At 38.6% G+C, this 23,361-nt stretch carries 19 protein-coding genes and 1 pseudogene; 10 read left to right on the top strand and 10 right to left on the bottom strand.

All coding sequences use genetic code 11. The features are described from left to right. Positions 1–38: 38 nt before the first annotated feature. Entirely contained in the window at positions 39–1,091 is a 1,053-nt protein-coding gene (locus AC1Z3T_RS08430) for an ABC transporter substrate-binding protein (protein WP_309802993.1), read from the bottom strand. Positions 1,092–1,374: 283 nt separating this feature from the next. On the opposite strand from AC1Z3T_RS08430, the gene AC1Z3T_RS08435 reads away from it, so the two are divergent. The 5 genes from AC1Z3T_RS08435 to AC1Z3T_RS08455 all read left to right on the top strand — a co-directional run bounded on the left by AC1Z3T_RS08435 (position 1,375) and on the right by AC1Z3T_RS08455 (position 10,207). Then, on the top strand, positions 1,375–3,186 hold the full coding sequence (locus AC1Z3T_RS08435) for an ABC transporter ATP-binding protein (protein WP_419320707.1): 1,812 nt from the start codon (positions 1,375–1,377) through the stop codon (positions 3,184–3,186). Then, entirely contained in the window at positions 3,183–5,015 is a 1,833-nt protein-coding gene (locus AC1Z3T_RS08440; protein WP_419320709.1) for an ABC transporter ATP-binding protein, read from the top strand. The genes AC1Z3T_RS08435 and AC1Z3T_RS08440 overlap by 4 nt, the downstream gene beginning before the upstream one ends. Positions 5,016–5,180: 165 nt before the next feature. Next, a complete protein-coding gene (locus tag AC1Z3T_RS08445) occupies positions 5,181–7,667 on the top strand; it encodes a TonB-dependent receptor plug domain-containing protein (protein WP_483396574.1) in 2,487 nt (828 codons plus the stop codon). A gap of 14 nt (positions 7,668–7,681) precedes the next feature. Then, complete coding sequence (locus AC1Z3T_RS08450; protein ID WP_419320713.1) at positions 7,682–8,932, top strand: lipase family protein; 1,251 nt, start codon at positions 7,682–7,684, stop codon at positions 8,930–8,932. Between the two features lie 9 nt (positions 8,933–8,941). Beyond that, positions 8,942–10,207, top strand: coding sequence for a lipase family protein (locus AC1Z3T_RS08455; protein ID WP_228270166.1), 1,266 nt, complete (start codon positions 8,942–8,944; stop codon positions 10,205–10,207). A gap of 93 nt (positions 10,208–10,300) precedes the next feature. Here AC1Z3T_RS08455 and AC1Z3T_RS08460 read toward each other — a convergent pair whose 3' ends face one another. Then, complete coding sequence (locus tag AC1Z3T_RS08460; protein WP_483396575.1) at positions 10,301–11,389, bottom strand: LLM class flavin-dependent oxidoreductase; 1,089 nt, start codon at positions 11,387–11,389, stop codon at positions 10,301–10,303. 314 nt (positions 11,390–11,703) lie between these two features. On the opposite strand from AC1Z3T_RS08460, the gene AC1Z3T_RS08465 reads away from it, so the two are divergent. Further along, positions 11,704–12,780 carry a sigma-54 interaction domain-containing protein gene (locus tag AC1Z3T_RS08465; RefSeq protein ID WP_004829723.1) on the top strand — a complete coding sequence of 359 codons (1,077 nt, stop codon included), beginning with the start codon at positions 11,704–11,706 and terminating at the stop codon, positions 12,778–12,780. 36 nt (positions 12,781–12,816) lie between these two features. Here the strand turns inward: AC1Z3T_RS08465 and tatC are convergent, their stop codons facing one another. From tatC to AC1Z3T_RS08500, 7 genes and pseudogenes are all read right to left on the bottom strand, one after another. Continuing rightward, complete coding sequence (gene tatC, locus AC1Z3T_RS08470) at positions 12,817–13,566, bottom strand: twin-arginine translocase subunit TatC (protein ID WP_004829722.1); 750 nt, start codon at positions 13,564–13,566, stop codon at positions 12,817–12,819. Further along, positions 13,563–13,979, bottom strand: coding sequence for a Sec-independent protein translocase protein TatB (tatB, locus tag AC1Z3T_RS08475; RefSeq protein WP_419320718.1), 417 nt, complete (start codon positions 13,977–13,979; stop codon positions 13,563–13,565). Before tatB ends, tatC begins: the two co-directional genes overlap by 4 nt. A gap of 13 nt (positions 13,980–13,992) precedes the next feature. Beyond that, on the bottom strand, positions 13,993–14,208 hold the full coding sequence (locus tag AC1Z3T_RS08480) for a Sec-independent protein translocase subunit TatA (protein ID WP_151797655.1): 216 nt from the start codon (positions 14,206–14,208) through the stop codon (positions 13,993–13,995). Between the two features lie 95 nt (positions 14,209–14,303). Further along, positions 14,304–15,059 (bottom strand): ABC transporter ATP-binding protein, encoded by a 756-nt coding sequence (locus tag AC1Z3T_RS08485; protein WP_419320720.1) that lies wholly within the window; start codon positions 15,057–15,059, stop codon positions 14,304–14,306. A gap of 36 nt (positions 15,060–15,095) precedes the next feature. Further along, positions 15,096–15,884, bottom strand: coding sequence for an ABC transporter permease (locus tag AC1Z3T_RS08490; protein WP_419320722.1), 789 nt, complete (start codon positions 15,882–15,884; stop codon positions 15,096–15,098). Further along, positions 15,884–16,723: pseudogene (locus tag AC1Z3T_RS08495) on the bottom strand (ABC transporter permease). Before AC1Z3T_RS08495 ends, AC1Z3T_RS08490 begins: the two are co-directional and overlap by 1 nt. A gap of 3 nt (positions 16,724–16,726) precedes the next feature. Next, positions 16,727–17,800, bottom strand: a complete 1,074-nt coding sequence (locus AC1Z3T_RS08500; RefSeq protein WP_419320726.1) for an ABC transporter substrate-binding protein — start codon at positions 17,798–17,800, stop codon at positions 16,727–16,729. Positions 17,801–18,113: 313 nt separating this feature from the next. Here AC1Z3T_RS08500 and AC1Z3T_RS08505 point away from each other — a divergent pair, with 313 nt between their 5' ends. The 4 genes from AC1Z3T_RS08505 to AC1Z3T_RS08520 all read left to right on the top strand — a co-directional run bounded on the left by AC1Z3T_RS08505 (position 18,114) and on the right by AC1Z3T_RS08520 (position 21,439). Continuing rightward, positions 18,114–19,247: an LLM class flavin-dependent oxidoreductase gene (locus tag AC1Z3T_RS08505; protein ID WP_309802984.1), complete on the top strand. Its 1,134-nt coding sequence runs from the start codon at positions 18,114–18,116 to the stop codon at positions 19,245–19,247. 191 nt (positions 19,248–19,438) lie between these two features. Beyond that, positions 19,439–20,266: an energy transducer TonB gene (locus AC1Z3T_RS08510; protein ID WP_309802983.1), complete on the top strand. Its 828-nt coding sequence runs from the start codon at positions 19,439–19,441 to the stop codon at positions 20,264–20,266. 31 nt (positions 20,267–20,297) lie between these two features. After that, the gene (locus AC1Z3T_RS08515; RefSeq protein ID WP_046761037.1) at positions 20,298–21,035 is read left to right on the top strand and encodes a MotA/TolQ/ExbB proton channel family protein; all 738 of its coding nucleotides are present in this window, start codon (positions 20,298–20,300) and stop codon (positions 21,033–21,035) included. Beyond that, positions 21,035–21,439, top strand: coding sequence for an ExbD/TolR family protein (locus AC1Z3T_RS08520; RefSeq protein ID WP_004829703.1), 405 nt, complete (start codon positions 21,035–21,037; stop codon positions 21,437–21,439). Before AC1Z3T_RS08515 ends, AC1Z3T_RS08520 begins: the two co-directional genes overlap by 1 nt. Before the next feature lie 106 nt (positions 21,440–21,545). Here AC1Z3T_RS08520 and AC1Z3T_RS08525 read toward each other — a convergent pair whose 3' ends face one another. Further along, positions 21,546–23,129: an ABC transporter substrate-binding protein gene (locus AC1Z3T_RS08525; protein WP_483396576.1), complete on the bottom strand. Its 1,584-nt coding sequence runs from the start codon at positions 23,127–23,129 to the stop codon at positions 21,546–21,548. Between the last annotated feature and the right edge of the window lie 232 nt (positions 23,130–23,361).

Here is a 23,361-nt window from a genome sequence, read left to right on the forward strand (position 1 = left end):
AAGGTTGTCATTACGACAACCTTTTGCTTTTTGTATCGTTAAGCCACGTGAGTTTGAATAGAAATATCTTTTGCCAGCCATTCACGAACATTAATTTGTGTAGGAATAAAGTTCCAGCGATAGAGAAAATCACTCAAGTCTTGTAAAGCAATAATAGAGATTTCATCAAAGTTAGTGTTCAGTTTCAAATGTGCATCCGCACCGTATGCCGCATGAACCCATTGCTCACTACTATTACATTCTTTTGCTAGATAACGATGGGTTTCGTCGGCGTGTGCATGTGCCCATTGTTCTGCTTGTAAAACAGCATCAACAATCGATTGTGCTTGCTGAGGATATTGCGTTAGAAAATCTTCATCAACAGTGAGCGTTCTTGGTGTTCCATTATTAGAGCGTAGAATAGGGTCTGGATGTGAGCCAATATCAATAATGGTATGCAGGGCGAAATCATGGGCAATCTGCGCAGCATGTGCACCTTTTAAAAAAATGGCATCTACATCACCTTTAATTAATGCCACAATCTCTGCACTTGCGTTGATTTTGTTGCGATTACCATAAAAGCTAGAATCATTTTCTTCTGGCTGTTGTTGCTGTGCTGTTAAAATATCTGCTCGTAAACAGTCAACTAACTCAAGATCGCTTACCTTCATATTTACTGTTTTTAAGGCATTTTCTAAACCACGAATCGCCTGTGCACGTGAGAAATCAATAATTGCATCTTGATTTAATGGAATTCCAAAACGTTTGCCTTTTAGGTCAGCAACAGTTTTGATGTTTGAATCGTAGCGTGTTAACAATAATTGAACTTCATCTGCCCAAGATAATCCAATCACTTTAGTTTTTTGACCAGATGCATATGCCCAAAGTGCTGGAATACTGCCGCCGTGTCGAACTGAATTGGCAAGGGTATGGTTAAAATGAGAGTTACGAATATCTTTGGAATTTGATTCTCGAATTGATTTTATTTCAATCTGTTGCTCATTAAACTTTTCTTTGAGCCAGCCTTTTTGAATTGAAATGCCTAGACCTGTTGGTACAGGGCAGCGAGTGTACCAAAGTGTGTTTAATGATTGAGTTTGAAGTGTTGTCATCATGACATCCTTTTGTGATTTTTATGCTTTAAAGCAAAATTGATGCCATTTGTTAAATTATTGATATTTATTAAATATTTTTAATATCATTTTTTATGATGTTGATATATCAAATTTTGTTGCGATTACAACAAAAGAATTACGCTGTTGTTTTAAAAACAACACTTCTATAAATGGTTTTTCATAAAATTAATATAAAACAATTATTTAAAATATTTTTTTCAATCATTAATTTGGCATGAATCTCGCACTCATACGAAATCTTAAATTTTTTCTATCTTTTATGTTTAAAAATTATCCATTATTGCGAAGTTTGGCTTTATACCGTTTTATGCCCTATCGTTTCTTATTGACAGCGACCTTATTTGTTATTGCAAATATAGGCTTAGCAATCCAACAATATTCAATCGGTCATGCGATTGATACCTTAAAACATAGTGAAAGGGAAACTTTATTTCAGCATGCATTTTCTGATCCTTTAAACCCTTGGTTTTGGTTTATTCTACTTGCGAGTATTGCTGGCATTAGGGCAGTTGTTCAGTATCTGGCAGGGTTAAGTGCTTTAAGCATTGGTCAGCAATTACTGAGTATTTTAAGAGAAAGAATCTTTTCTCAAGTACAGCATTTAGATGTTTCATGGCACTGGAAACATGGATTGGGAGAGGTGTTATCTCGAACTACCCGTGATTCAGATAAATTAAAAGAAGCGCTGATCAATTTTTGGCGACAAGTGTTTGAGTCAAGTCTGGTTGTTGCTGTAACTGTCGGACTCTTGTGTTGGTACCATCCTTGGCTGGGAGTAGTTCCTTTATTATTTATTTTTTTAGGGCTTGGGGTTCTGTTTAAACTGACCAATCAATTGGTTGTATTGGATCATCAAGTTGCATCTACCTACGAAAAAGTCAGCGATAGCTTAGCGGAAAGCGTGAATGGGATTCGGGTGGTCAAAGCGTTCCAACTTGAAGATAAACTTTTACAGCGCTTTAATCATACCGTAGATCTATTTATTCATCATTCCATTCAGACCATCAGCACAAGTGCAAAAAAGTTACCTATCCCGCAAGTGATTATTGCATGCTCTTATTTATGGGTCATCGCTTTTGGTGCTTATTTAATTGGACAAAATCAGTTACAAGTGGGGCAATTCGTCGCTGCCATTCTCATGGCAAATTTATTGGTGTTTCGTATTGAAAGCATTGGTCAGGTCTTACATATTTTTGCTGATGCACGTTCATCTGCAACAAGAATCTGGCAAATGTTAGATCAGAAGTCCGCAATTGAAGATCAACTATGTCCTCTGCCTTTGCAATGGCGTGATGAGTTAAATATTAGATTAGAGAATGTAAGCTTTCAGGATGAGACAACGCAAAAGTATATTTTAAAACACTGCCATGTTGAATTTCGAGCAGGTGAAATCGTTACTGTTGTCGGTAAGACTGGCTCAGGTAAAACGACATTGATGAATTTACTCAATCGGTTTATTGACCCAACAGAGGGTCAAGTTTTGATTGGCTCTGAGCAAACGGGCTGGACAAATATTAAAGATTTAAGCCTATTTGAATTACGTCATTTGGTTCAGATCATTCCTCAGGAAAATTTCTTTTTTAGCGGCACATTGGCAGACAACTTAAGAATTGCTAAGCAAGATGCAACGGAGCAAGAGATGAGGGATGCTTTACATTTAGCGTCTGCATCAGAACTATTACAACGACTTGATGATGGACTAGACACGCTGATTGGGGACAAGGGCGTTACCTTGTCGGGAGGACAAAAACAACGTCTTGCTTTGGCCCGTTCCATTCTCAAGAATTCACCCATTTTAGCTTTAGATGACTCAACCAGCGCCTTAGATGCGACCACAGAAAAACAGGTTTTACAGCGGCTATCAGCACTTTCTGGTAGTGGCAACCATTTGAATAAAACAATCATTATTAACTCTAATAAACAGACCACGATTGCTTTGTCTGATCGAGTGATTGTTCTTGATCAGGACCACATTATTACCCAAGGCACGCATGCTGAATTAGTTCAAGATTGTTTATTTTATCGTGAGTTGATGGGCTTTCAGTTACAACAGCAGGAGATTCATGCATGAATAGCAGTGTTAAAAATTTCCGCCCATTCGCAAAGTCAACTGATCTACAAATCGAAGAAAATTTAGCTAATATCTCAATTCATAGAGGAATGTTAACAAAACTTATTCCTTTGGTTTATCCTATCCGTTACTTGCTGCTTGCATTAATTGCAGTAGAAATTTTACAAGTGATGAGCGTTTTTGTTCGACCTTGGGTGGTGAAATATATTCTGGATTCGGGATTTCAACTAATTGCTGGAAAAATGGTATTGCATCAGCCTGTTCTATGGATTGCGATGAGCATTTTGGCATTGAGTTGGATTTGTCGTTTTGCGTTAGCGGGCGTATCAAAATACCTTTCAGGCAGAGCAGCCTTGAAAGTAATTAATGATTTAAGACGTTCTCTATTTCAGCATATCCAAAGTTTAAATATTGGGTATTTTGATCGTACCAAGGCTGGCAGGATTATTTCGCGGGCTGATCGTGATGTCGAAACGTTAGAGCCTGTTTTAATACAAGGGCCACCAGAACTACTTTCCGCAATTTTGCGTTGTGGATTAGCTTCAGTACTTCTTTGGCATATCTATCCACCTTTCTTTTGGTGCTTATTTGCGACGCTACCCATTTTATTTGGGATGACTGCAATTTTTAAGAAATCATCGCAAAAACACTGGGGACGAGTTGCAGAGGAACGCAGTCGATTTACTGCTCATTTGGTTGAAACAGTAAATGGAGCAAAAATCATTCAGCAGTTAAATTACACAGCAACCAATCAATCTCGTTATCAAGAATTATTGAAAGATTTTAATAATTCTATTATTTATGGCAGTAAGCGGACCAGTTGGTTTGCTCCTTTTACAGGCTTACTTTCAACGCTAGCCACTGCTGGATTTATTGTGATTGGTAGTTATGCGTATAGTGATGGCTTGATTAGTATTGGGCAATTTGCAGAAAGTATTTTCTATGTATTTTTATTCTTAGCGCCCTTACAGGAACTGACTGATCTATTTGAACGTTATGCCAATGGTGCAGCATGTGCACAACGTATATTTCTACTTTTAGATACACAATCTACGATTCAAGAACAACCGAATGCTATAAAGCTTGAACAGTTAAACGGTCATATTCGATTTCAGTCAGTCGATTTTGCTTATACCCACAAACCTGTTTTACAAAATTTTAATTTGGACATTGACGCTGGAAAAATAATTGCGATTGTAGGGCCAACAGGGCATGGCAAGAGTACCATGGCTCAGTTGCTAACACGGTTTTATGAACCTCAGCAGGGTGGAGTTTTTCTAGATCGTTATCCAATACAAGATATTCAGCTTGCCAGTTTAAGACGACATGTGAGTATTGTTTTACAAGATAATGTTTTATTTAGTGGAACAATTTTAGATAACTTGCGTTTGGTACAACCTGATGCTTCAGATCAGCAACTTATCCAAGTCATTGAAGATTTGGGAGCAGCTGAGATTTTACAACAGCTATCGCAAGGTTATTTCACTGAGGTCGGGGCGCTTGGTAAAAATCTTAGTCAGGGACAAAGACAACTTGTTTGTTTGGTTCGTGCCTATTTGGCAAATCCTAAAATATTAATTCTAGATGAAGCAACATCTGCAATTGATATTTATACTGAGCAAAAAATACAATATGCGCTTAGACGCTTATGCCAAAATAGAACCTGTATTGTCATTGCTCATCGGCTGAGTACCATTCGTGAGGCTGATAAAATTGTTCTAATTGAAAATGGTCATGTCGTAGAGCAAGGTTCGCATGAGCAGTTAATACAGCAGCAGTCAGCTTACTTTCAATTATATCAGTCCTATCTACAAAATCAGCTGGTCTAAGCGGTTTTAAAATATTAAAACTGTAGTTTTATAAACATTTTTTTGAATCATTGTTTAAATTTAAACAATGATTCTTTTATTTTTTTGTTCAATACATTGATAATAAAGAATAAAATATTTGGCATTGGCTTTGCTATATCGGTTTATATCGTTAAGGAAGCTTATATGCGTACATATTTTTCTCAATTCATTTTTCACTCCTCTCTTTTTGCACTGAGCACACTCACTGCCTCAATTACGATGGCAAATGATCAAAAGAATTTGTCAGAGAAAGAGGACGCCATCACATTACAATCTGTCGTGGTCACTGGGTCTAGGCGGGCAATTCATAGTTCACTCGATGCGCCTGCACCTGTTGATATTATTTCGCCTCAAGCTTTGTTGTCGACAGGTGAGGCTGATTTATCAAGAGCACTTGCCAAAATTTCTCCATCGGTATCTTTACCAACGTCACCTGCAGGTGGATTTGGTGCTGCAGTTGCACCAGGTATTGCTTTAAGAGGTTTAACTTCTGATCAGACACTCGTACTGATTAATGGTAAACGTCGTCACACATCTGCGTATTTTACTCGGCAATCTTATGCAGGTGGACGTGGTGCGGCTGGTGTGGATTTAAGTTTAATACCAATTAGTGCGGTAGAACGTGTCGAAATTTTACGTGATGGTGCCGCAGCCCAATTCGGTTCGGATGCTGTTGCAGGTGTGGTCAATATTATTTTAAGGGCTAAGGATTCTGGCGGTAATGTAAATTATCAAAGTGGTGGTTTTACACAAGGTGATGGTGAACAACATAAAATTTCAGCATGGAAGGGTTTTGCTTTACCAAATGATGGCTCACTAACTTTGGCTTTTGATGCAGGAACCCGTGAATCCGCAAATAACACGTTGCCTGATAATCGGGTTTTTTATAATAGTTCGAGCAATTCAAATCACCAATATACTGAAAATGATACGCCTTATCGCAATTGGAAATTTGGTACTCCAGAACTTAAAAATCAAGTTAATCTAAGTTTTAATGCAGATTTACCACTGAAAGAAACGCTCGCATTCTATAGTTTTGGTACTTATGGGCATCGTGAAACTATAGGCGAAAATTTCTATGAACCTCCATCTTCTACTGCCGCAATCAATAGATCCCCGTATTTTAAAGAAATATATCCAGATGGGCGTATTACAGAAAGTTTGGTGAATGTAGATGATTTTTCGATCACAGTAGGGGCGAAAAATGGAACTCAAAAAACAGGAAAACTAGATGTTTTTGCAACTTATGGCAACAACAAGGTGAGTACTGAACAAGGAAATGGTTTTAATCCAAGTTATGGTTTAACTTCCCCAACAAAGTATGATTTGGGCAATAATGTATTTTCTCAATTAAATACGGGCGCAGATTATAGTCGTGATTTCACTGTGTCATGGTTATATAGTCCATTGACAGTATCGACAGGGGCTTTATATCGTTGGGAGCAGTATAAACAGCAGGCTGGTGATCGAGTCGCTTATACTCGTGGTCCTTACTATGATGCTGCGAATGCACCTGAAATTTATGCAGGTATCACTGACCAAGATGTACGAAGTATTAGTCGTGATGTGTATGGTGCATATCTCGATTTAGAAGCTGATCTTATTCAAGATTTAAATGCGGGCGTTGCTTTGCGATCTGAACACTATTCAGATTTTGGTAGCACCACCAATGGAAAACTCACACTAAAATATAATTTTGACCCTCAATTTAGTATTCGTGGTTCTGCAAGTACTGGATATCGTGCACCATCCTTAGCACAATTAGGCTATTCAACTTATAGTGTGCAAACTGTCCAAGGCTCAGATGGCATTTGGCGGGATGTCCAGCAGCGTACTTTAGTTGCAGGTAGTGAAGCAGCACAATTGGTTGGCGGTAATAAAATAAAGCCTGAAAAGTCGACCAACTTCTCTTTAGGCTTTGTTTGGGAACCTATTGCTAAAACGGCTGTCACTTTAGATATTTATCAGATTGATATCAAAGACCGTATTTTACTTTCTGATAATATTTCAGGTAGCTTAATTACCAATGCTTTTGCAGGGACTCCTTACGCCAATATTAATAATGTCGCGTTTTTTAATAACCTCTTAGACACTCGAACTCGTGGTTTAGAAATTACTGCGAAGCATGATTTAGATTTAAATGATTATGGGAATTTGAGGCTAAACCTCGGCTTTGCAACCAATGATAATGAAATTACGAAAGCACGAGATGCCATTACCTCTAAAGGTGATGTGATTTCATCCAATGCTATTGCTGGTCGTAATACTCAAAGTCTAATTGAATCTGCAGCACCTAAAAATAAATTAACTCTAGGTACAAATTGGGAGAAAAACGCGTGGAGTGTCAATATAAACTTACGCCGTTATGACAAATGGACCATTCAAAATAATACCAATCCAAACTTAGATCAAACATTTGATCCGCAATGGGTGGTTGATTTGGATATTGGGTATAATGCTGACCAATTTGTGAAAGGTTTAAAACTTAATGTCGGTGCAGTGAACTTATTTAATAGTCATCCGGACCGTACAATTTCTCAAGATCCATATGGCGTAGTGAAATACAGCTTTAATGCACCAGAAGGTTCTTTTGGCACCTATTTGTTTGGTCGTATTAGTTATGACTTTTAAGATAGGGAATCAATATGAAACTTAAAATGCTTGTTGCAAGTTCACTTTATCTGCTGCTGGATTTGCAGAGTAGTTTTGCAAATTCTCCTGTTATTGAATACAAATCTAACCCTTTGTATGGCGATAAAAAACTGTCTAATTTTTATGAGTGGAATGAAAAAATACCAACTCAACCAGGACTTTTATTGCGAACAGAGCCTTTAAATGAAGGAATTCGTCTAAAAGAAGCCTCTGATCAATACCGAATATTGTTTAGTTCAACCAATGGGCTAGACAGTAAATCTCCGACTATTGTTTCGGGTTCATTATTCATTCCAAAAGATGAAGTTCCAAAAGGTGGCTGGCCACTTCTAGTTTGGGGACATGGCACAGTTGGATTGGCAGATCAGTGTGCACCTTCTTGGTCGGGGAGAGTTTATCGCAATGCGCATTATTTAAACCAATGGCTCAAACAGGGGTACGCCATAGTTGAGCCTGACTATCAGGGACTTGGCGTAGCTGGGCCACATTTGTTAATTAACGTACCACAGCTTTCGTTTAATATTTTGGATAGTGCTCGAGCAGCATTGCAAGCAAAGCATAATATTTCTAATCGAATAATTATTGCAGGTCAATCTCAAGGTGGTGCAGCAGCATTCGGTGCAGCATCGTATTCCGCGACTTATGCACCCGATTTAAATATTAAAGGAACTATTGCGACAGGTGTGATTTATAAACCCAAGCAAGCGGACCGACCAACATTAAATATTACCAATCGTAATGTTCCTAATCCAGCCTTAGCATACCAAATACTGGGTTTTCATGTTTTACAACAATATGACCCAAGTTTAACAGCAGCGGATGTATTTACTCCTAAGGCGATTGACTTGGTTGAGCATTCACGAGCGCAATGTGCAGCAGATATTTTCGCTGACGTAAGTTTTGAAAAGTTAAGTTTCAATGATGCTCTCTTGGCAGAGCCTTCTGAGAAATATCAAAAGCTTCTGGCTAAATTTGATCAGCAGTATAGTGCCTATCCAACCTTAAAAATTAGTCATCCAGTATTTATTGGTACAGGGGCGGATGATCGTACGCCTGATGCTCGTAATCAAATGCAACTCGTTAAAGATGCATGTGCAGCAGGAACTCAAGTACAAGCCCATTTATATCATGGTCTTGGTCATAGTGAGGCTGTTCCTCGTTCGCTAAAAGATGCCATCCCATTTGCTCAGTTGGCTTTAAGTGATCAAGCCATTCCAAATACTTGTTCAATCAATTTAAAATAAGAGATATTTATGAAATTTAATCAGTGGTTTAGTGTTTTTGGTTTAAGTGTGCTCAGTAGTACAGTTATTTTATCTACAACACAGTTACAGGCCAAAACAGCGTTACAAGCTCAAGAAAAATATGGTGATGGTCGCGTATCTGAGTTTTATACATGGAATAAAAGTATTCCTACAAAACCTGGGGAGCTATTACGTTCTGAACTTATAACCACCCCATATATTGCATTGGATAACGCAAGTGAGGCAATACGAGTTCTCTATAGTTCTACAAGTGGAAAAGACAGTAAAACACCGATTGTAGTATCTGGTACAGTTCATATTCCCAAAGGTAAAGCGCCTGTAGGTGGATGGCCTGTAGTTTTATGGGCGCATGGAACTGTAGGGCTAGCGGATAGTTGTGCACCGTCTTGGAATGGTCGTTCTTATCGGGATGTTAAATATTTAAATCGCTGGTTGAGCGAAGGTTTTGCAGTCGTTGCAACTGATTACGAAGGATTAGGGGTAGCAGGGCCACATCTACTCATCAATAATCCGATGTTGGCATATAGTATTTTAGACAGTGGACGAGCGGCTTTAAAAACCAAGCTTCCATTGGCAAACAAGTTTGTGATCGTTGGTCAATCCCAAGGAGGGGCAGGTGCAGTTGCTGCCTCATCCTATTCAGCGACTTACGCACCTGATCTGAATATTAAAGGTTCAATTGGTACAGGTGTGATTTATAAAGATCCACAAGCAACAGCCGCTGAAAATGATCTGAAGTTAAATCCATATGAAGTGAGTCCTTCATTGGCTTATGGAATTTATAGTTTTTTAGTTGCTCAAAGCTTAAACCCTGCAATTAAAGCAGAAGATATTTTTACACCAGAAGCATTGCCGTTGGTGGAACAAGGACAAAATGCCTGTTTAGTGGGTTTTATGTCTGATATTCAATCTTCTGGCTTATCTCCAGCAAAAGCTTATAAGCCAAATCTCCCTGCATATTACAAAGAAGCACTCGAGCAACAATCTAATGCTTATGGGTATTATCCAACCTTAAAAATTAATCATCCGTTATTTATAGGTACTGGAGCAAATGATGTTACACCAGATGCTCGTAATCAGATGAAACTTGTTGCAGATGCATGTAAAGCAGGAACTGTAGTTGAAGGACATCTTTATCATGGTTTAGGTCATAGTGAAACGGTAAATGCCTCTTTAAAAGATTCAATTCCCTTTGCTAAAAAGGTGATTGCAGGAGAGAAAATTCAGGCTATTTGCAAGCCTGACTTGCAATAAAAGATGACTTAAAGATTTTCGTACTGAAGAAAATCTTTATTTTAAAAAGTCGCTCTTCAACGATATTGAAGAGCGACTTTATACTTTAAATGTTTAAGCGATACGCTTTAATCTTTTTGCAGCCTCTTCACGTACAGCAGGGATGATATAGCGACCATAATCGACTGTATCATAGATAGGATCGTAGCCTCGATTTAAAAAGGTGGTAACACCTAAATCTACATAATCGAGTAATGCAGCAATAATGGTGTCTGGTGTACCAACTAAGGCAGTGGTATCACCATAAGCCCCTACAGCAGTTGCTGTGGGCATCCATAAGGCACGATCATGTCGATCACCTTGTTGCGCTGCTGCCAATAAGCGTTGTGAACCAATCCCCTTGATTTTGTGTCCTGACAAAGTTCCATTATTTTGAAAAGTTGGATTGTTCTGAATATCTGCAAGAATCTGTGCTGCACGCTGCCAAGCAAGTTCTTCAGTTGGACCAATAATAAGACGTACGGATAAGCTCACAGGGGGCTGCGGTTTATTGGCTTGTTCTGCTGCGAGCTTTAATTTTGTAATTTGATCTTTTACACCAGCCAATGGTTCTCCCCAAAGCGAATAAAGGTCTGCATGGCGGACTGCAATATCATAAGCAATATCGGATGAGCCACCGAATGAAATCGGGATTGTTCCATTGACTGGCTTTAACGGACAGAAAGCATTTTCTAACTTAAAGTACTTACCTTCATAACTAACAGGTTGATCACTTTGCCAGAGCTTCTGAATAATATCTAGATATTCACCAGTTCGTTCGTAACGTTGAATTTTATTGACAATATAATCACCTTCTTGAGGCTCAGCTGTAATTCCCGTAATTGCATGTAAACGGATTCTTCCACCACCTGTAGTATGGTCAAGTGTCGCAAAAGAACGTGCAGCCAGATTTGGTGTTACAAGTGCAGGACGATGGGCAATCATAAACCCTAGTCGCTCAGTATGCTGTGCCAGATAAGCTGCGATTTGTGCACTGTCAGGGCTACTTGGTCCGCTGGCAATTAAAACTTTATCAAAACCCGCATATTCATGTGCCCGTGCATGATAACGTAGATAGTCGAGGTCTATTTTATGACCAATACGTGTACCTTTGGTTTCTGACCATTGATTAGGGAAAACCATACCAACAAATTCGATGCTCATTATTAAACCTACTTCGTGGATTTTTAAACCAATGAGCAAATTAAATGCCAAGTTTAAACTTATATAAAATAAGTGATTAGGGAATAGTATTTTAATCAGGTGTCTATATTTGATCAAAAGTATTTTTATTATGCTTGGGAATCAACATTTCATAAAATGAGAATTATATTTTTAATAAGGTTATAAGTTTGATTTTTTAAAGTAATAAATATTTAAATTATGGATTAATTATCTATAATTATTATTTATCAGTTTTGTAATTGAATTGTACTATTCTATTTTAATATCATCCTAATCTATTTAAAGGATTAATTATGAAATCCTATTTGGATAATGATTATAAAGTAATTACTTTGCCTGATAACGGAGTACCAGTAAAACCAATTCGAGCAAAAGCAATTATTTTCTCAGATCAAAACTCCCGTAAATTGTTAAATCAAGTTGAAACCATTGCCCCAAGCTCTGCCAGTGTTATCATTCAAGGTGAGTCGGGCACAGGTAAAGAGCTGATTGCACGCGAAATTCATTTGAAAAGTGACCGTAAAAACAAACCTTTTCTTGCGGTGAACTGTGGTGCTTTGGTTGAAACCTTAGCGGAGTCTGAATTATTTGGCTATGAAGCAGGTGCTTTTACTGGAGCACATAAGACACGTGCTGGTATTTTTGAAACAGCAGATGGTGGCACCTTATTCTTGGACGAGGTGGGGGAGTTGCCATTGTCTCTACAAGTCAAGCTATTACGTGTACTACAAGAAAAAGAAGTGATGCGGGTAGGCGGTCGTAAACCAATTCCAATCGACGTACGTATTCTATCTGGTACGCATGTAGATTTGCGTAAGGCGGTGGCTGAAAACAAGTTTAGACTCGATTTATACTACCGTTTGAATGTCGTGGTATTGAATATTTTGCCATTACGGGAACGTAAAGGCGATATTTTACCTTTAGTTGATTTTTTCTTAAATTCGTATTCTCAGAAGCTGATTACCACCAAGCCAAATATTAGTGATAGAGCAAGAAATGCACTCCTCAATTATAGTTGGCCAGGGAACATTCGCGAATTGGAAAACAATATCCATTATGCTTTGCTGATGAGCAGTGGTAAAACGATTGATATTGAACATCTGCGTTTTTCAGAAGAAGGTGGGTCAGCAGCATTACCTGATAGTGATTTAATTCAGGAGTTTGAAGATATCCTGAAGCGTTTATTTCAGGAATATGATGGGGAAGCCTGGCATATTATTGAAGATAAGATTGTGAATACAGCATTTTCAAGTTGCTGGAATAATCAGGTCAAGACTGCAAAAATGCTAGGTCTTTCGCGCAATGTTTTGCGTAACCTTTTGTCTCGATATAATTTATTACCCAATAAGAATGAAAATGAAATTGCATAGAAAAAATATTCTATTTTAAGAACATCCATCTTAGACCTATGGATGTTCTTTTTTTATTGTTGTTAATTTAGTGATCCATAAGCCTAATTCAAATAATAGCCACATCGGGATGGCAAGAGCAAGCATACTAAACACATCTGGAGGGGTAATGAACATTGCAATAAAAAAGAAGAACACAATGATGTGTTTACGATGTTCTTCTAATTGTTGAATAGATAAAATTCCAATAAAAATAAGAATATAAGTTAATACTGGAATTTGAAATGCCAGACCAAAAGCAAGAAAAAGCTTTAAACAGAAATCCAGATAGCTATTGATATCCGTCATCGGTAATACATTTTCAGGAGAAGCCAATACAAAGAACTTTAATGCCAAGGGTAAGATCAGGCCATAAGCAAACAAGAGACCGAGATAAAATAAAAAAATACTGGAAAGGGCTAGAGCGACACCAAATCTTTTCTCGTTTTGGTAGAGTGCAGGTGCAATAAATTGCCAAAACTGATACAGGATAAAGGGAATACTCACTAGAATTGCCAGATAAATATTCAGTTTGAACGGAGCTAAAAATGTACCCATGACATCTGTTGCAATCATGGTTGAGTTAACTGGTAACAATGAGATTAATGGTCGAGCAAGAACATGGTAGTTTTGTTGGGCAAGCGGAAGAAGCATTAAAAAAATAGCAACAACAGCACCAATGCTATAGATCAAACGCTTTCTTAACTCTTTCAGGTGCTCGCTATATTTCATTTCAGTGAGGTTTTCACGGACAAGATGTTCAGTCATGCGGCTTGATCCTCATCGAATTTATTGACTGCTTTAAAACGAGTTAAAAATGGCGTCCTTAACTTGTCATGTGATTGGATATAGACATAATCCTTGGTGTACGGTGCTTTGGTTGTTTCTTCCAAGGAAACAGTTGATTGCACATTTTCAATTTCTTGTTGCATGAGCGCGAGTTGTTGTTTGAGCTGTTCTTCATTTTGTTTTATTTTTTGCAGCTCTTCTTGCATGATTCTTTTGAGTTCAATCAATTCCAGTTCATTTTCCAGATCATTCTGGATTTTATTGAGGTGGTTTTTGATTGCTCTATATTTAAATAGTACCGTTCTTAATGTTTGAGGAAGCTTTTCAGGCCCTAAAATGATGAGGGCAATAATGCTAAAAGCAAATAGTTCCCCAAAACTGATATTAAACATGGCAATATATCACTTATAATTTGGTCTGCTTCTCACTATCTGATTCTAAGGAATGAATATCTTTGTATTGTTGATTCTGTATTAATTTTGGATCGTCGGGATTAACAGAGTCTTTAAAATCTTTAATTGCACCACCCAAATCTTTTCCTAGATTTTTTAGCTTTGAAGTGCCAAATAATAAAATAACGATAACGGCAAATAATAGAATATGCCAAATTGATAGACCCATGGTAAAGCTCCTAAATAATATATAATAAAGACTATTAATATCACGACATCGTCTATTTTCTAAATCATATTAATATCGATCAATATTCGATTTAATTATGCGGTGTGATCCAGTAGATGAAGTGCTTGATTACGGAAATTGAATAAGCTTTCACTGTCCTTGTGCCTTGGATGAGGTAAAGGAATAGGTATAATTTCCTTGATTTTCCCTGGTCGAGCTGACATCACAATCACACGATCTCCTAGATAGACGGCTTCTTCAATATCGTGCGTCACAAGAATCATGGTGATTTTTTCATGTTGCCAGATACGTTGCAGTTCAGCCTGTAAATGACTTCGGGTCATGGCATCCAAAGCACCAAACGGTTCATCTAAAAGTAAAATATCAGGTTTATTGACCAACCCTCGTGCAATGGCAACCCGCTGCGCCATACCGCCAGACAATTCATGAGGATAAGCATGCTCGAATCCAGTCAGTCCCACAATTTCGAGATGCTCTTTCACACGGGTATTTTTTTCTGAACGGGTTAACCCCATTTCTTCCAGTGCCAAATGGATATTTTCGGAAACGGTGAGCCAAGGCAGTAAGCGATGTTCCTGAAAAATTAATCCTCGTTTTAAATCTGTCCCTTGGATAGGAATTTTATTGAGTAAAATTTCACCTTGATAGTCTGGGTCTAGTCCTGCAATTAGACGGAGTAGAGTTGATTTTCCACAACCACTGCTGCCGACAATGGAGATAAATTCGCCTTGCGCAATGTCGAGATGAATACCGTCTAAAACAGTTAAGTTGTTTTGATCACGTTGAAATGATTTATTGAGTTTTTTAATCGAGAGTAAAGGAAAAGACATGTTGAAATCCTGATTGTATTTTTAAATTAGAGGTGACTAAGCTCGCCATTGCAGCAGATGTTTTGAAATGAAGTGGAGACATGCGGTCATCAAAATACCGCTGATCGTAACGGTCATTGCACACACCAATAGGATGTCCATTTCGGCATTAATTTCAGCTTTCATCATGAGATTGCCCAAGCCTGCGCCTGCATTGAATAGCAACTCACTTGCTGTGGTGGTGATCCAAGTAAAAGGTACCGCTAAATTCAACCCCGTTAAAATATGTGGCAAGGCTTGTGGCAAGCGGATTCTTTTAAATTCACGCCAAAATGAAAACTGATAGATTCGTGCGACTTCACTATATTTTTCATCATAGTGGCTGAGTCCTTGAAAGGTATTAATAACCATGGGGAAAAAAGGAGCCAGTGCAATAATAAAAATCTTGGCTTCTTCACCATTGCCAAACCATAAAGCAATTAATGGGGTTAAACCGAGCAGTGGAACTTGTCGGACACTGTTAAACAGTGGCGAAACGAGCGCATTAAAAACTTTTGAATAGGCGAGTAAGGCGCCTAAAATTAGTCCAGCTGTTGAACCTATTAAAAAGCCTAATCCCGCTTTCTTCAGACTACCCCATGTATTCACCCACAATTCACCTGTTTCTAGAAGTTGAAGAGAAGCAGAATATATATTCTGTAAAGGGACAAAGGCATAGGCATGGCTAGAGCCTAGTCCAGAGTTGTATTGCCATAACGCTAGTAATATTACTGGAAGTACGAGACCTTGTAATAGGACCACAGGCTGTTGCAATGCACCTTTCAAACTAAGTGATAGTGACGACATTATTTCCCCCTTGAACTGAGCGCAGGTGATATAAAGCGTTGTTCGATCAAACGTAAAAGTTTATCGAGGCTAAAACCAATCATGCCTGTGATAAATACTCCGACCATCACTACATCCAGACGAAGCATTTGCCGTCCAAGCTCCATCATCTGACCAATGCCAGTACCCGCTGCAAGTAATTCAACGGCAACTAAAATCAACCATGCTCGGCCTAATGCAATTCGTAGTCCACTGATCAAGGGTGGCAATGTTGATGGGATGACGATGTACCTAAGCCACGCTCGCGTTTTAAGTTTGTAGATTTGACCGAGTTCTATATATTGTTTAGGAATATTTTTCACTGCATCTGCTGTTGCCAAAGCAATTGGGAAAAAACAGGCTTTGATAATAAGTAAAATTTTAAACAGTTCGCCAATCCCAAAAATGAGAATAAAAATAGGAATAAGAACAAAGATCGGAATCTGGTAAAGCAGATTAAATAAGATATAAGTGTAATTACGGAATGTGGTGATTGAAGCATAGGCAATTCCAAAAGCAATGGCACTGAGTGCTGCAATAGAAAATCCAAAAAATAATCGAGTAAGACTATCCTTTAAGTGCAGATGTAGTTCACCACTTTGCAATAAACTAATAAATGTATTCCAGACTGTTGCGGGTGGCACCAGAATTTGAGTTGGAAAAATTTGTAAAGAGCAAATAAATTGCCAAGTAAGTAAAGCCAATAAGGGGGAAATCAGCGAGAGCAGCCCATACAACTGCTCAGTGGAAATCCTCCTTCATAACGGCAGTCTATTCACAACGATATTCTTTTCAAGTGGGGGATTCACGAGTGTTTTCATCGCTTAGTCTCCCTGTTTCTTCTGCTGATCGTTTGCATGTAAATTTTGAATTGCTTGCTCGGCAAATTTTGGATTTAACAGCTCATCTGCTTTTAACGGCGTTTGAATCAACTGGTTTTTCACAGCATGGTCAATGACTTTGGCATAGTGCTGTTTAAGGAAATCAACTTTATATTCAGGTGACCAATCCTGTTGCCATGTACTTGCACTATTCTGACTTTCTCGTTGAATCACATCTAAAGGTTGACCAAACTTGGTTTGACTTTGCTGAAATTCATCTTTGTGTAGGGATATCCAGTTCATTGCTCTAACTGTTGCGTCAGCAAGTAACTGAGTGGTCTCTGGGTATTGTTCAATATAGTTTTTACGTCCCCATAATTCTGCACGCATTTTCCAGTTAGCTGGCAAGGATTGAGATGACCAGATAATTTTACCGAGATGGCGGTCTTGTAAAGTTAGCGCATCACTTAAAGTAAAAAATGCATCCACACTTTTTGCAGATAAAGCTGCTGCACCTGCTTGAGGGTTGAGGTTAATAATTTGAAAGTCTTTGAGGTTTAAACCTTTGCTTTGTATAAGTTGACCAAAATTGATTTCCCAAGGACGACCACGATGTAAAGCAATTTTTTTACCCTTTAAATCTTCAATACTTTTTACCTGTGAATCAGGTGGCACAATCAGATAGACATTATTACCAATCCCCCCAGGCACAACAATTTGTGTTCTTACTCCAGTTGCATTTAGTACGACAGCTGGTAGGTTGCCATAAAAAGCAAAATCAATTTTATTGTTCAGGAAACTTTCATTCACTAAAGTCGCTACAGCAGCAGTTGTTACTGGCTCCCATTTCAACTCAATATGTTGTTGCTTTAAGACCTTGAGAAAAATAGGGTCTTGAGAGATGAGTTGTGGTACGCCAATAAAGTCCAGATTACCTGATGTTCCATTTGCTACGACAGCAATACGCAACTGCTGCTGAGATGATTTACTCTCAGATGCTTGTTCGTTTTGTTTTGCATCGCAAGCGACTAGTCCTAAAAGACTAAAACTTAAAAATAAGCTAGGAAGAATACGCATATCGTCATAAGAATTAAAAAATATAGAGGAATAGAGCAAGAACTAAGCCAAAATAATAAAAATATAAAAATCAACTATTTATTATTTTTTATGCGGACTATTGTTATTGAGTCAGTAATCTATGCTGTGAAACAGACATTTAAATGTATAGAAGTGTTGAAATTTCAACACCACGTTTTAGTATGTTTTTATAAAGTTAAAATAAAACAATAATATATGTTAAAAAATTATCGAATAAAAAGCGGCATGATTTCTGCTCATGACATAGCTAACGAACACGATGTCGTGAAATGTTTAATTATTGAGAACTATTATGCCAGTTGAGTTTTTATGGAGAATTCCTGTTCATGGGGATGGTCGTCGAGCACATCAGTTACATACCCGTGGTGAATGGAATCAGTTAAATCCAGCAATTCAATCTCCACAACGCGTAGCACCGCAACATGAAGATCAGTTGTTTGCCTACTATGATTATGTACAACAAGTGGCAAAAGCGGCTGATATTGTTGGCTTCCATGGCGCATTGATTCCCGCTTTTCCTCATACTGAAGAGCCTTGGGTATTGGCTTCAGCATTAGCAAGGGAAACCAAACGACTTCGACTGTTGATAGCGATTCAGCCGTGGTTTATTCATCCAGCCTATGCCAGTCAAATGGCTGCCAGTTTACAGCGGTTAAGTCAGGGGCGAGTAGAGTGGAATGTCATTTCAGGTGGAGGCGGTGCGCAGCAACGTGCTTACGGTGATTTTATTGAACATGATCAGCGCTATGCACGGACCAACGAGTTTTTGGAGTTTGTAAAAGGTTATTCACATCATGCTCCATTTGACTATGATGGCAAGTTTTTTCATGTTGAGCAGGGTGGGTTGAGATACCCAATGAATCAATATGATGTACCTCGGTTATGGTTGGCTGGTGCGAGTGATGCTGCCTTACAAGTCGCAGGACGTCATGCTGATATTCACCTAACTTGGGGTGAACCTGTTGAGCAGCAGAAAAAAGTCATTGAACAGGCGCAAGCATTTTTTGAACAAAACTCGCCTGATCGTAAAGTTAAATTTGGTATGCGTATTGATATACTGGCACGACCTACACAAGAGCAAGCTTTTCAGGAGCTTAAACAGATGTATGAAACTATTACTGTTGATGGTCATGCATTTGAACGAAAAGATACTGAGTCGGTTGGTGCAAAACGTCAACAGGCTTTGGCACAGGGCAATCGTTTCGAAGACTTATTTGTAAGTCCAAATGTTTGGGCGGGTATGTCCAATGTACGTGGCGGACCTAACTGTATTTTAGTCGGTAGCTATGAACAGGTTGCAGAGCGTTTGCAAGAATATATTGATATTGGTGTTGGTCATTTCATTTTAGCCAGTAACCCTCATTTGGAAGAAGCCTATCGGGTAGCAGAAGAGGTCTTACCACTGGTTGGATATAAATTAAAATAATAAATTTAGATCCCTTTGAGATATCAAAGGGATCTTGTTGTTTGAACAGCATAACACTGTCTGAAAACCAACATATTGAATATCGAACATTTAAAAAAATATCTATTAAAAATATATAAATCAAATGCTTATTTTGTTGGCACGACTTGTGCAATTTTTTATTCAATATTTTATTTTTCGTTTAAAACCCTATGAGTGAACTAATATTTAACTCGCATAAACGGGCGCTGTTATTTGAACAATATGCACCTGAAGCTAGTTCAAACAATATAGCAGATCCGTTTACACAGCATTCCTTGGAGCTTACCCAGCCATCACCACCTCGCTTGAATAAAGTGTTGATTGCGATTATTGCAGTTGCTTCTGCGCATTTAGGAATTTGGTATATCGCAAAACACTTGCCTACACCGACTTTGGACATTCATAAGCCAGAACCTGTGGTGATTGAAATTGTAAAACATGAAGAACCACCCAAAGTGATTGAACCTAAAATTCCTCCTGTCACAGAGAAACCTAAAATTCCACCGGTTGTGCAAAAGCCAAAACCAATTTCTAAGCAGGTCGAACAACCCAAACCTGTACAGAAAACGGTGGAGCAACCTAAACCAGTCGCAAAAACAGTCACTCAGCCAACACCGAAAAAAGTTGAAGAGGCTGTCGTGACCAAAGAGGTAGCACCCGCACCCGTACAGAAAGTAGTTGAACCTGTGAAGCCGGTCGATGACAACTTACCCGTGACTGAAGCGAAAGGATATGCAGGTTATCTGAGTAATCCTGCACCCGAATATCCAGAACAAGCACTCGAACGTGGTTGGGAAGGTTCCGTGATTTTAAGAGTCAAAGTATTGGCAAATGGTAGCCCTGATACCGTCAGTGTTAAGCAAAGTAGTGGCAAAAAACTTTTAGATAGCGCTGCTGTGAGAACAGTAAAGCAATGGAAGTTTTCACCCGCTTTAAAAGGTAAAACACCTGTAGAAGGTTGGGTCGATGTTCCCATTCATTATCAATTACCGAAATAAATTTAAACTTATAGATTAAGAGGATATTTACATGACTGACATTAATTCGTTGATCCATGATGGCACCATTTGGTTATTGGTTGCTTTCTCTATTGTGACTTGGGCACTGATTGTAATTAAAGTAGTTCAGACTCAAAGAGCAGCAAAACAAGATAAACGCTTCGTAGAAGAATTTTGGAAAGCAAAAAATTTATCTGATGCCCTAATTAAATCTGAATCGGGTGAAGGACCAGCAGCACGTGTTGCAAATGCAGGTTTTAAAACTCTAATTGAAGCAGATGAAAAAACACATCATGACTTGCAAAATAGTTGGAGCCGTCAGGACTTACTGGAACGTCACTTACGCAAACAAATTTTAACTGAGCGTCGTCAATTGGAGAAAGGTTCAGCGCTATTGGCGTCTATTGGTAACAATGCACCTTTTATTGGTTTGTTTGGGACAGTATTTGGGATCATTCATGCATTACAGGCGATTGCCCATTCAGGTAACGCAAGTATGGATGTCGTTGCTGGACCGATTGGTGAAGCATTGATTGCAACAGGAATTGGTATCGCCGTTGCTGTACCTGCTGTGCTTGCATATAACTACTTTGTACGTAAAGTCAAAGCGATTGGTGCAGACTTGGATGATTTTGCAACAGATTTTGTCAGTTTAAATCAAAAGGCTGGTTTTCAATTGCCGACAGCTAAAACCAAAAATCCAGCAGACAGTACGATTCTGAATGATGCTTCAACAAAAGAAGTGAAAGAGAAAGGAGTATTTGCATAATGGCAATTTCTACCTCTCAAGATGATGATGTGGTTAGTGAAATCAACATTACACCGTTGGTGGATGTGATGTTGGTTTTGCTCATCGTGTTTATCGTCACAGCACCTTTGCTGACTAATACGGTAAAAGTCAATCTACCTAAGGCCGCACCGACTCAGTCCACTGATCAGAATAAAGCTGTCGTGATTAGTGTCAATCCACAGGGTGAGATATTTTTGGATAAGGACAAAGTGTCGCTTGCAAGTTTTGAACAAGAAATTCAGTCACGTAAGAGTAGTAACCCGAAGCTGGCTTTGAACCTGAATGCGGATGAAACTGTTCCGTATGGAACTGTGGCAAAATTATTGGCAAGTATTGAACGAGTTGGTGTAGATAAATTATCGGTGATCACTGTTCCTCAATAATTCCAGTCGTATCTTAAATAGCTGCTTTGGCAGCTTCTTTAATTTATTCTGCTGACAGAATAAAAATCCCCTCTATAAAGAGGGGAAGCAAGTTAAACGGATGTACTTAAGCCTTCCATAATTTCTCAAAACGCCATGTTGGGAAAATAGTATGTTCTGGCGCTAAGCCTCCAATATTTTTGGTTGCTGCATCAATGGTATGGCTAAATCCCCAGATCAGCATTCCACCACGTTCATGTTGAATTTTCTGTGCTTGGGTCAAATACACTTTTCGCTTTGCTAAATCCGGTTCGGCAAGCGCCTTATAAAACAACTCACTATATTCAGGATCTTTAAAATTGATTTTATTGGTTGTTGAAATCGGTGCATCATTGACAACAGCAGTAGATAAATAAGGTGTACCGACATTGGTTGCGTTACTCGACAATTGCCATTTATTGCGGTCTGACCCATTAAATGTTGCAGCATCGACTTGTTTGACTCGTATATTCACATTGGCATGTTTTGCTTGTTCTGCAAAGATCAGTGCAGGCTGAGCGCTGCCAGCTAGTGCAACAAGTTCAACACTTAAACCATCTTTAAAACCAGCTTGTGCCAATAATTTTTTTGCTTCCTCGATATTTTGCTGACGTTGGGGGAGGTTAAGAAAAGCAGGGTCCTGTGGTGAGTAGAGATCATTGGCGATACGTCCCTGACCATTTAACCCACGTTGTACAAGCTCCTCACGATTGGCAATTAAACGAAATGCCTGACGGACTTTAGGATCATTAAAAGGGGCTTGTTGTGTATTAAAGTCAAAACCATTATGGGTATTGGTTTCAGAGCGAATAGTTTGAATATGTTTCGCCTGCTCCAGAATTTTAATGTATTCAGGTGAAATGGCATTGGCGACATCAATTTGTCCTGCCAATAAGGCATTTAAACGCGAGACTTGATCTTTAAAATCAATCACTTCAAAATTGTCTGCATAAGGTTGATCGGCTTTAAAATAGTTTTCAAAACGGGTGAAGACAGAACGTTGACCAGGAATAAACTGTTTCACTTTATAAGGTCCTGCACCGACTGGATTATGGATTGGATCAAAGTCGATAGGTACAATTCCACCAAAATTCACCCAAGTTTCAGGCAGTGCAACGAAACCGGCAATTGAATTGTTAAAGGGAATTCGAACGGTATATTCATCTAATTTTTGAATGCGATCCCGATCAATCCATTGCACCAGATTTCGAAACGGTGAAGCAAGTTTTGGGTCAGTTAAACGTTTTACTGAGAAAATCACATCATCAGCAGTAATTGTTTTACCGTGATGGAATTCTAGACCTTTACGTAGACGAATGGTCCATTCACTCGCATGATGATTGGGTTCAGCAAATTCAGCCAAGGCAAGACGTGGAAGCATATTTTCATCCCATTCCCATAGCTTGTTATATATGGCAAAACCTCGGGTAATTCCTGCACTTGAAGTTGACAGATGTGGATCTAAACTGCCTGACTGTTGTCCACCAATTAGACCCAATCGAATCGTTCCACCATGTTTGGGAGTGAGTGAAGATGGGCTCTGTACTTCAGTACCCGTTTGTGGTGATTGATCGCAACCAGACAAGCTCCCTATTAAAGATACACCACCTACTGCGGTAAGACTTTGTGCTAAAAACTTTCGACGTGACAATAGAATTGATCGACTTGTCATTATAAATACTCATATTGGATAGTCATCTTTATGGACTTGCAGAATAAATGCCAACAATTTACTTATATTTATCAGTCTCTTATTTAATTATGGTTTTTGTTTACTGTCTTTATTTCAACAAATCTGTTGAAAAAGTAAACATTTATAAAATTGATATTTAAATATATAAAAATTAAAAACTATTAAATCAATATCTTGGGTGCTGTTTTGAGGCTGTTTAATGATTGGCATA

Source organism: Acinetobacter sp. B-6 (assembly GCF_056930735.1).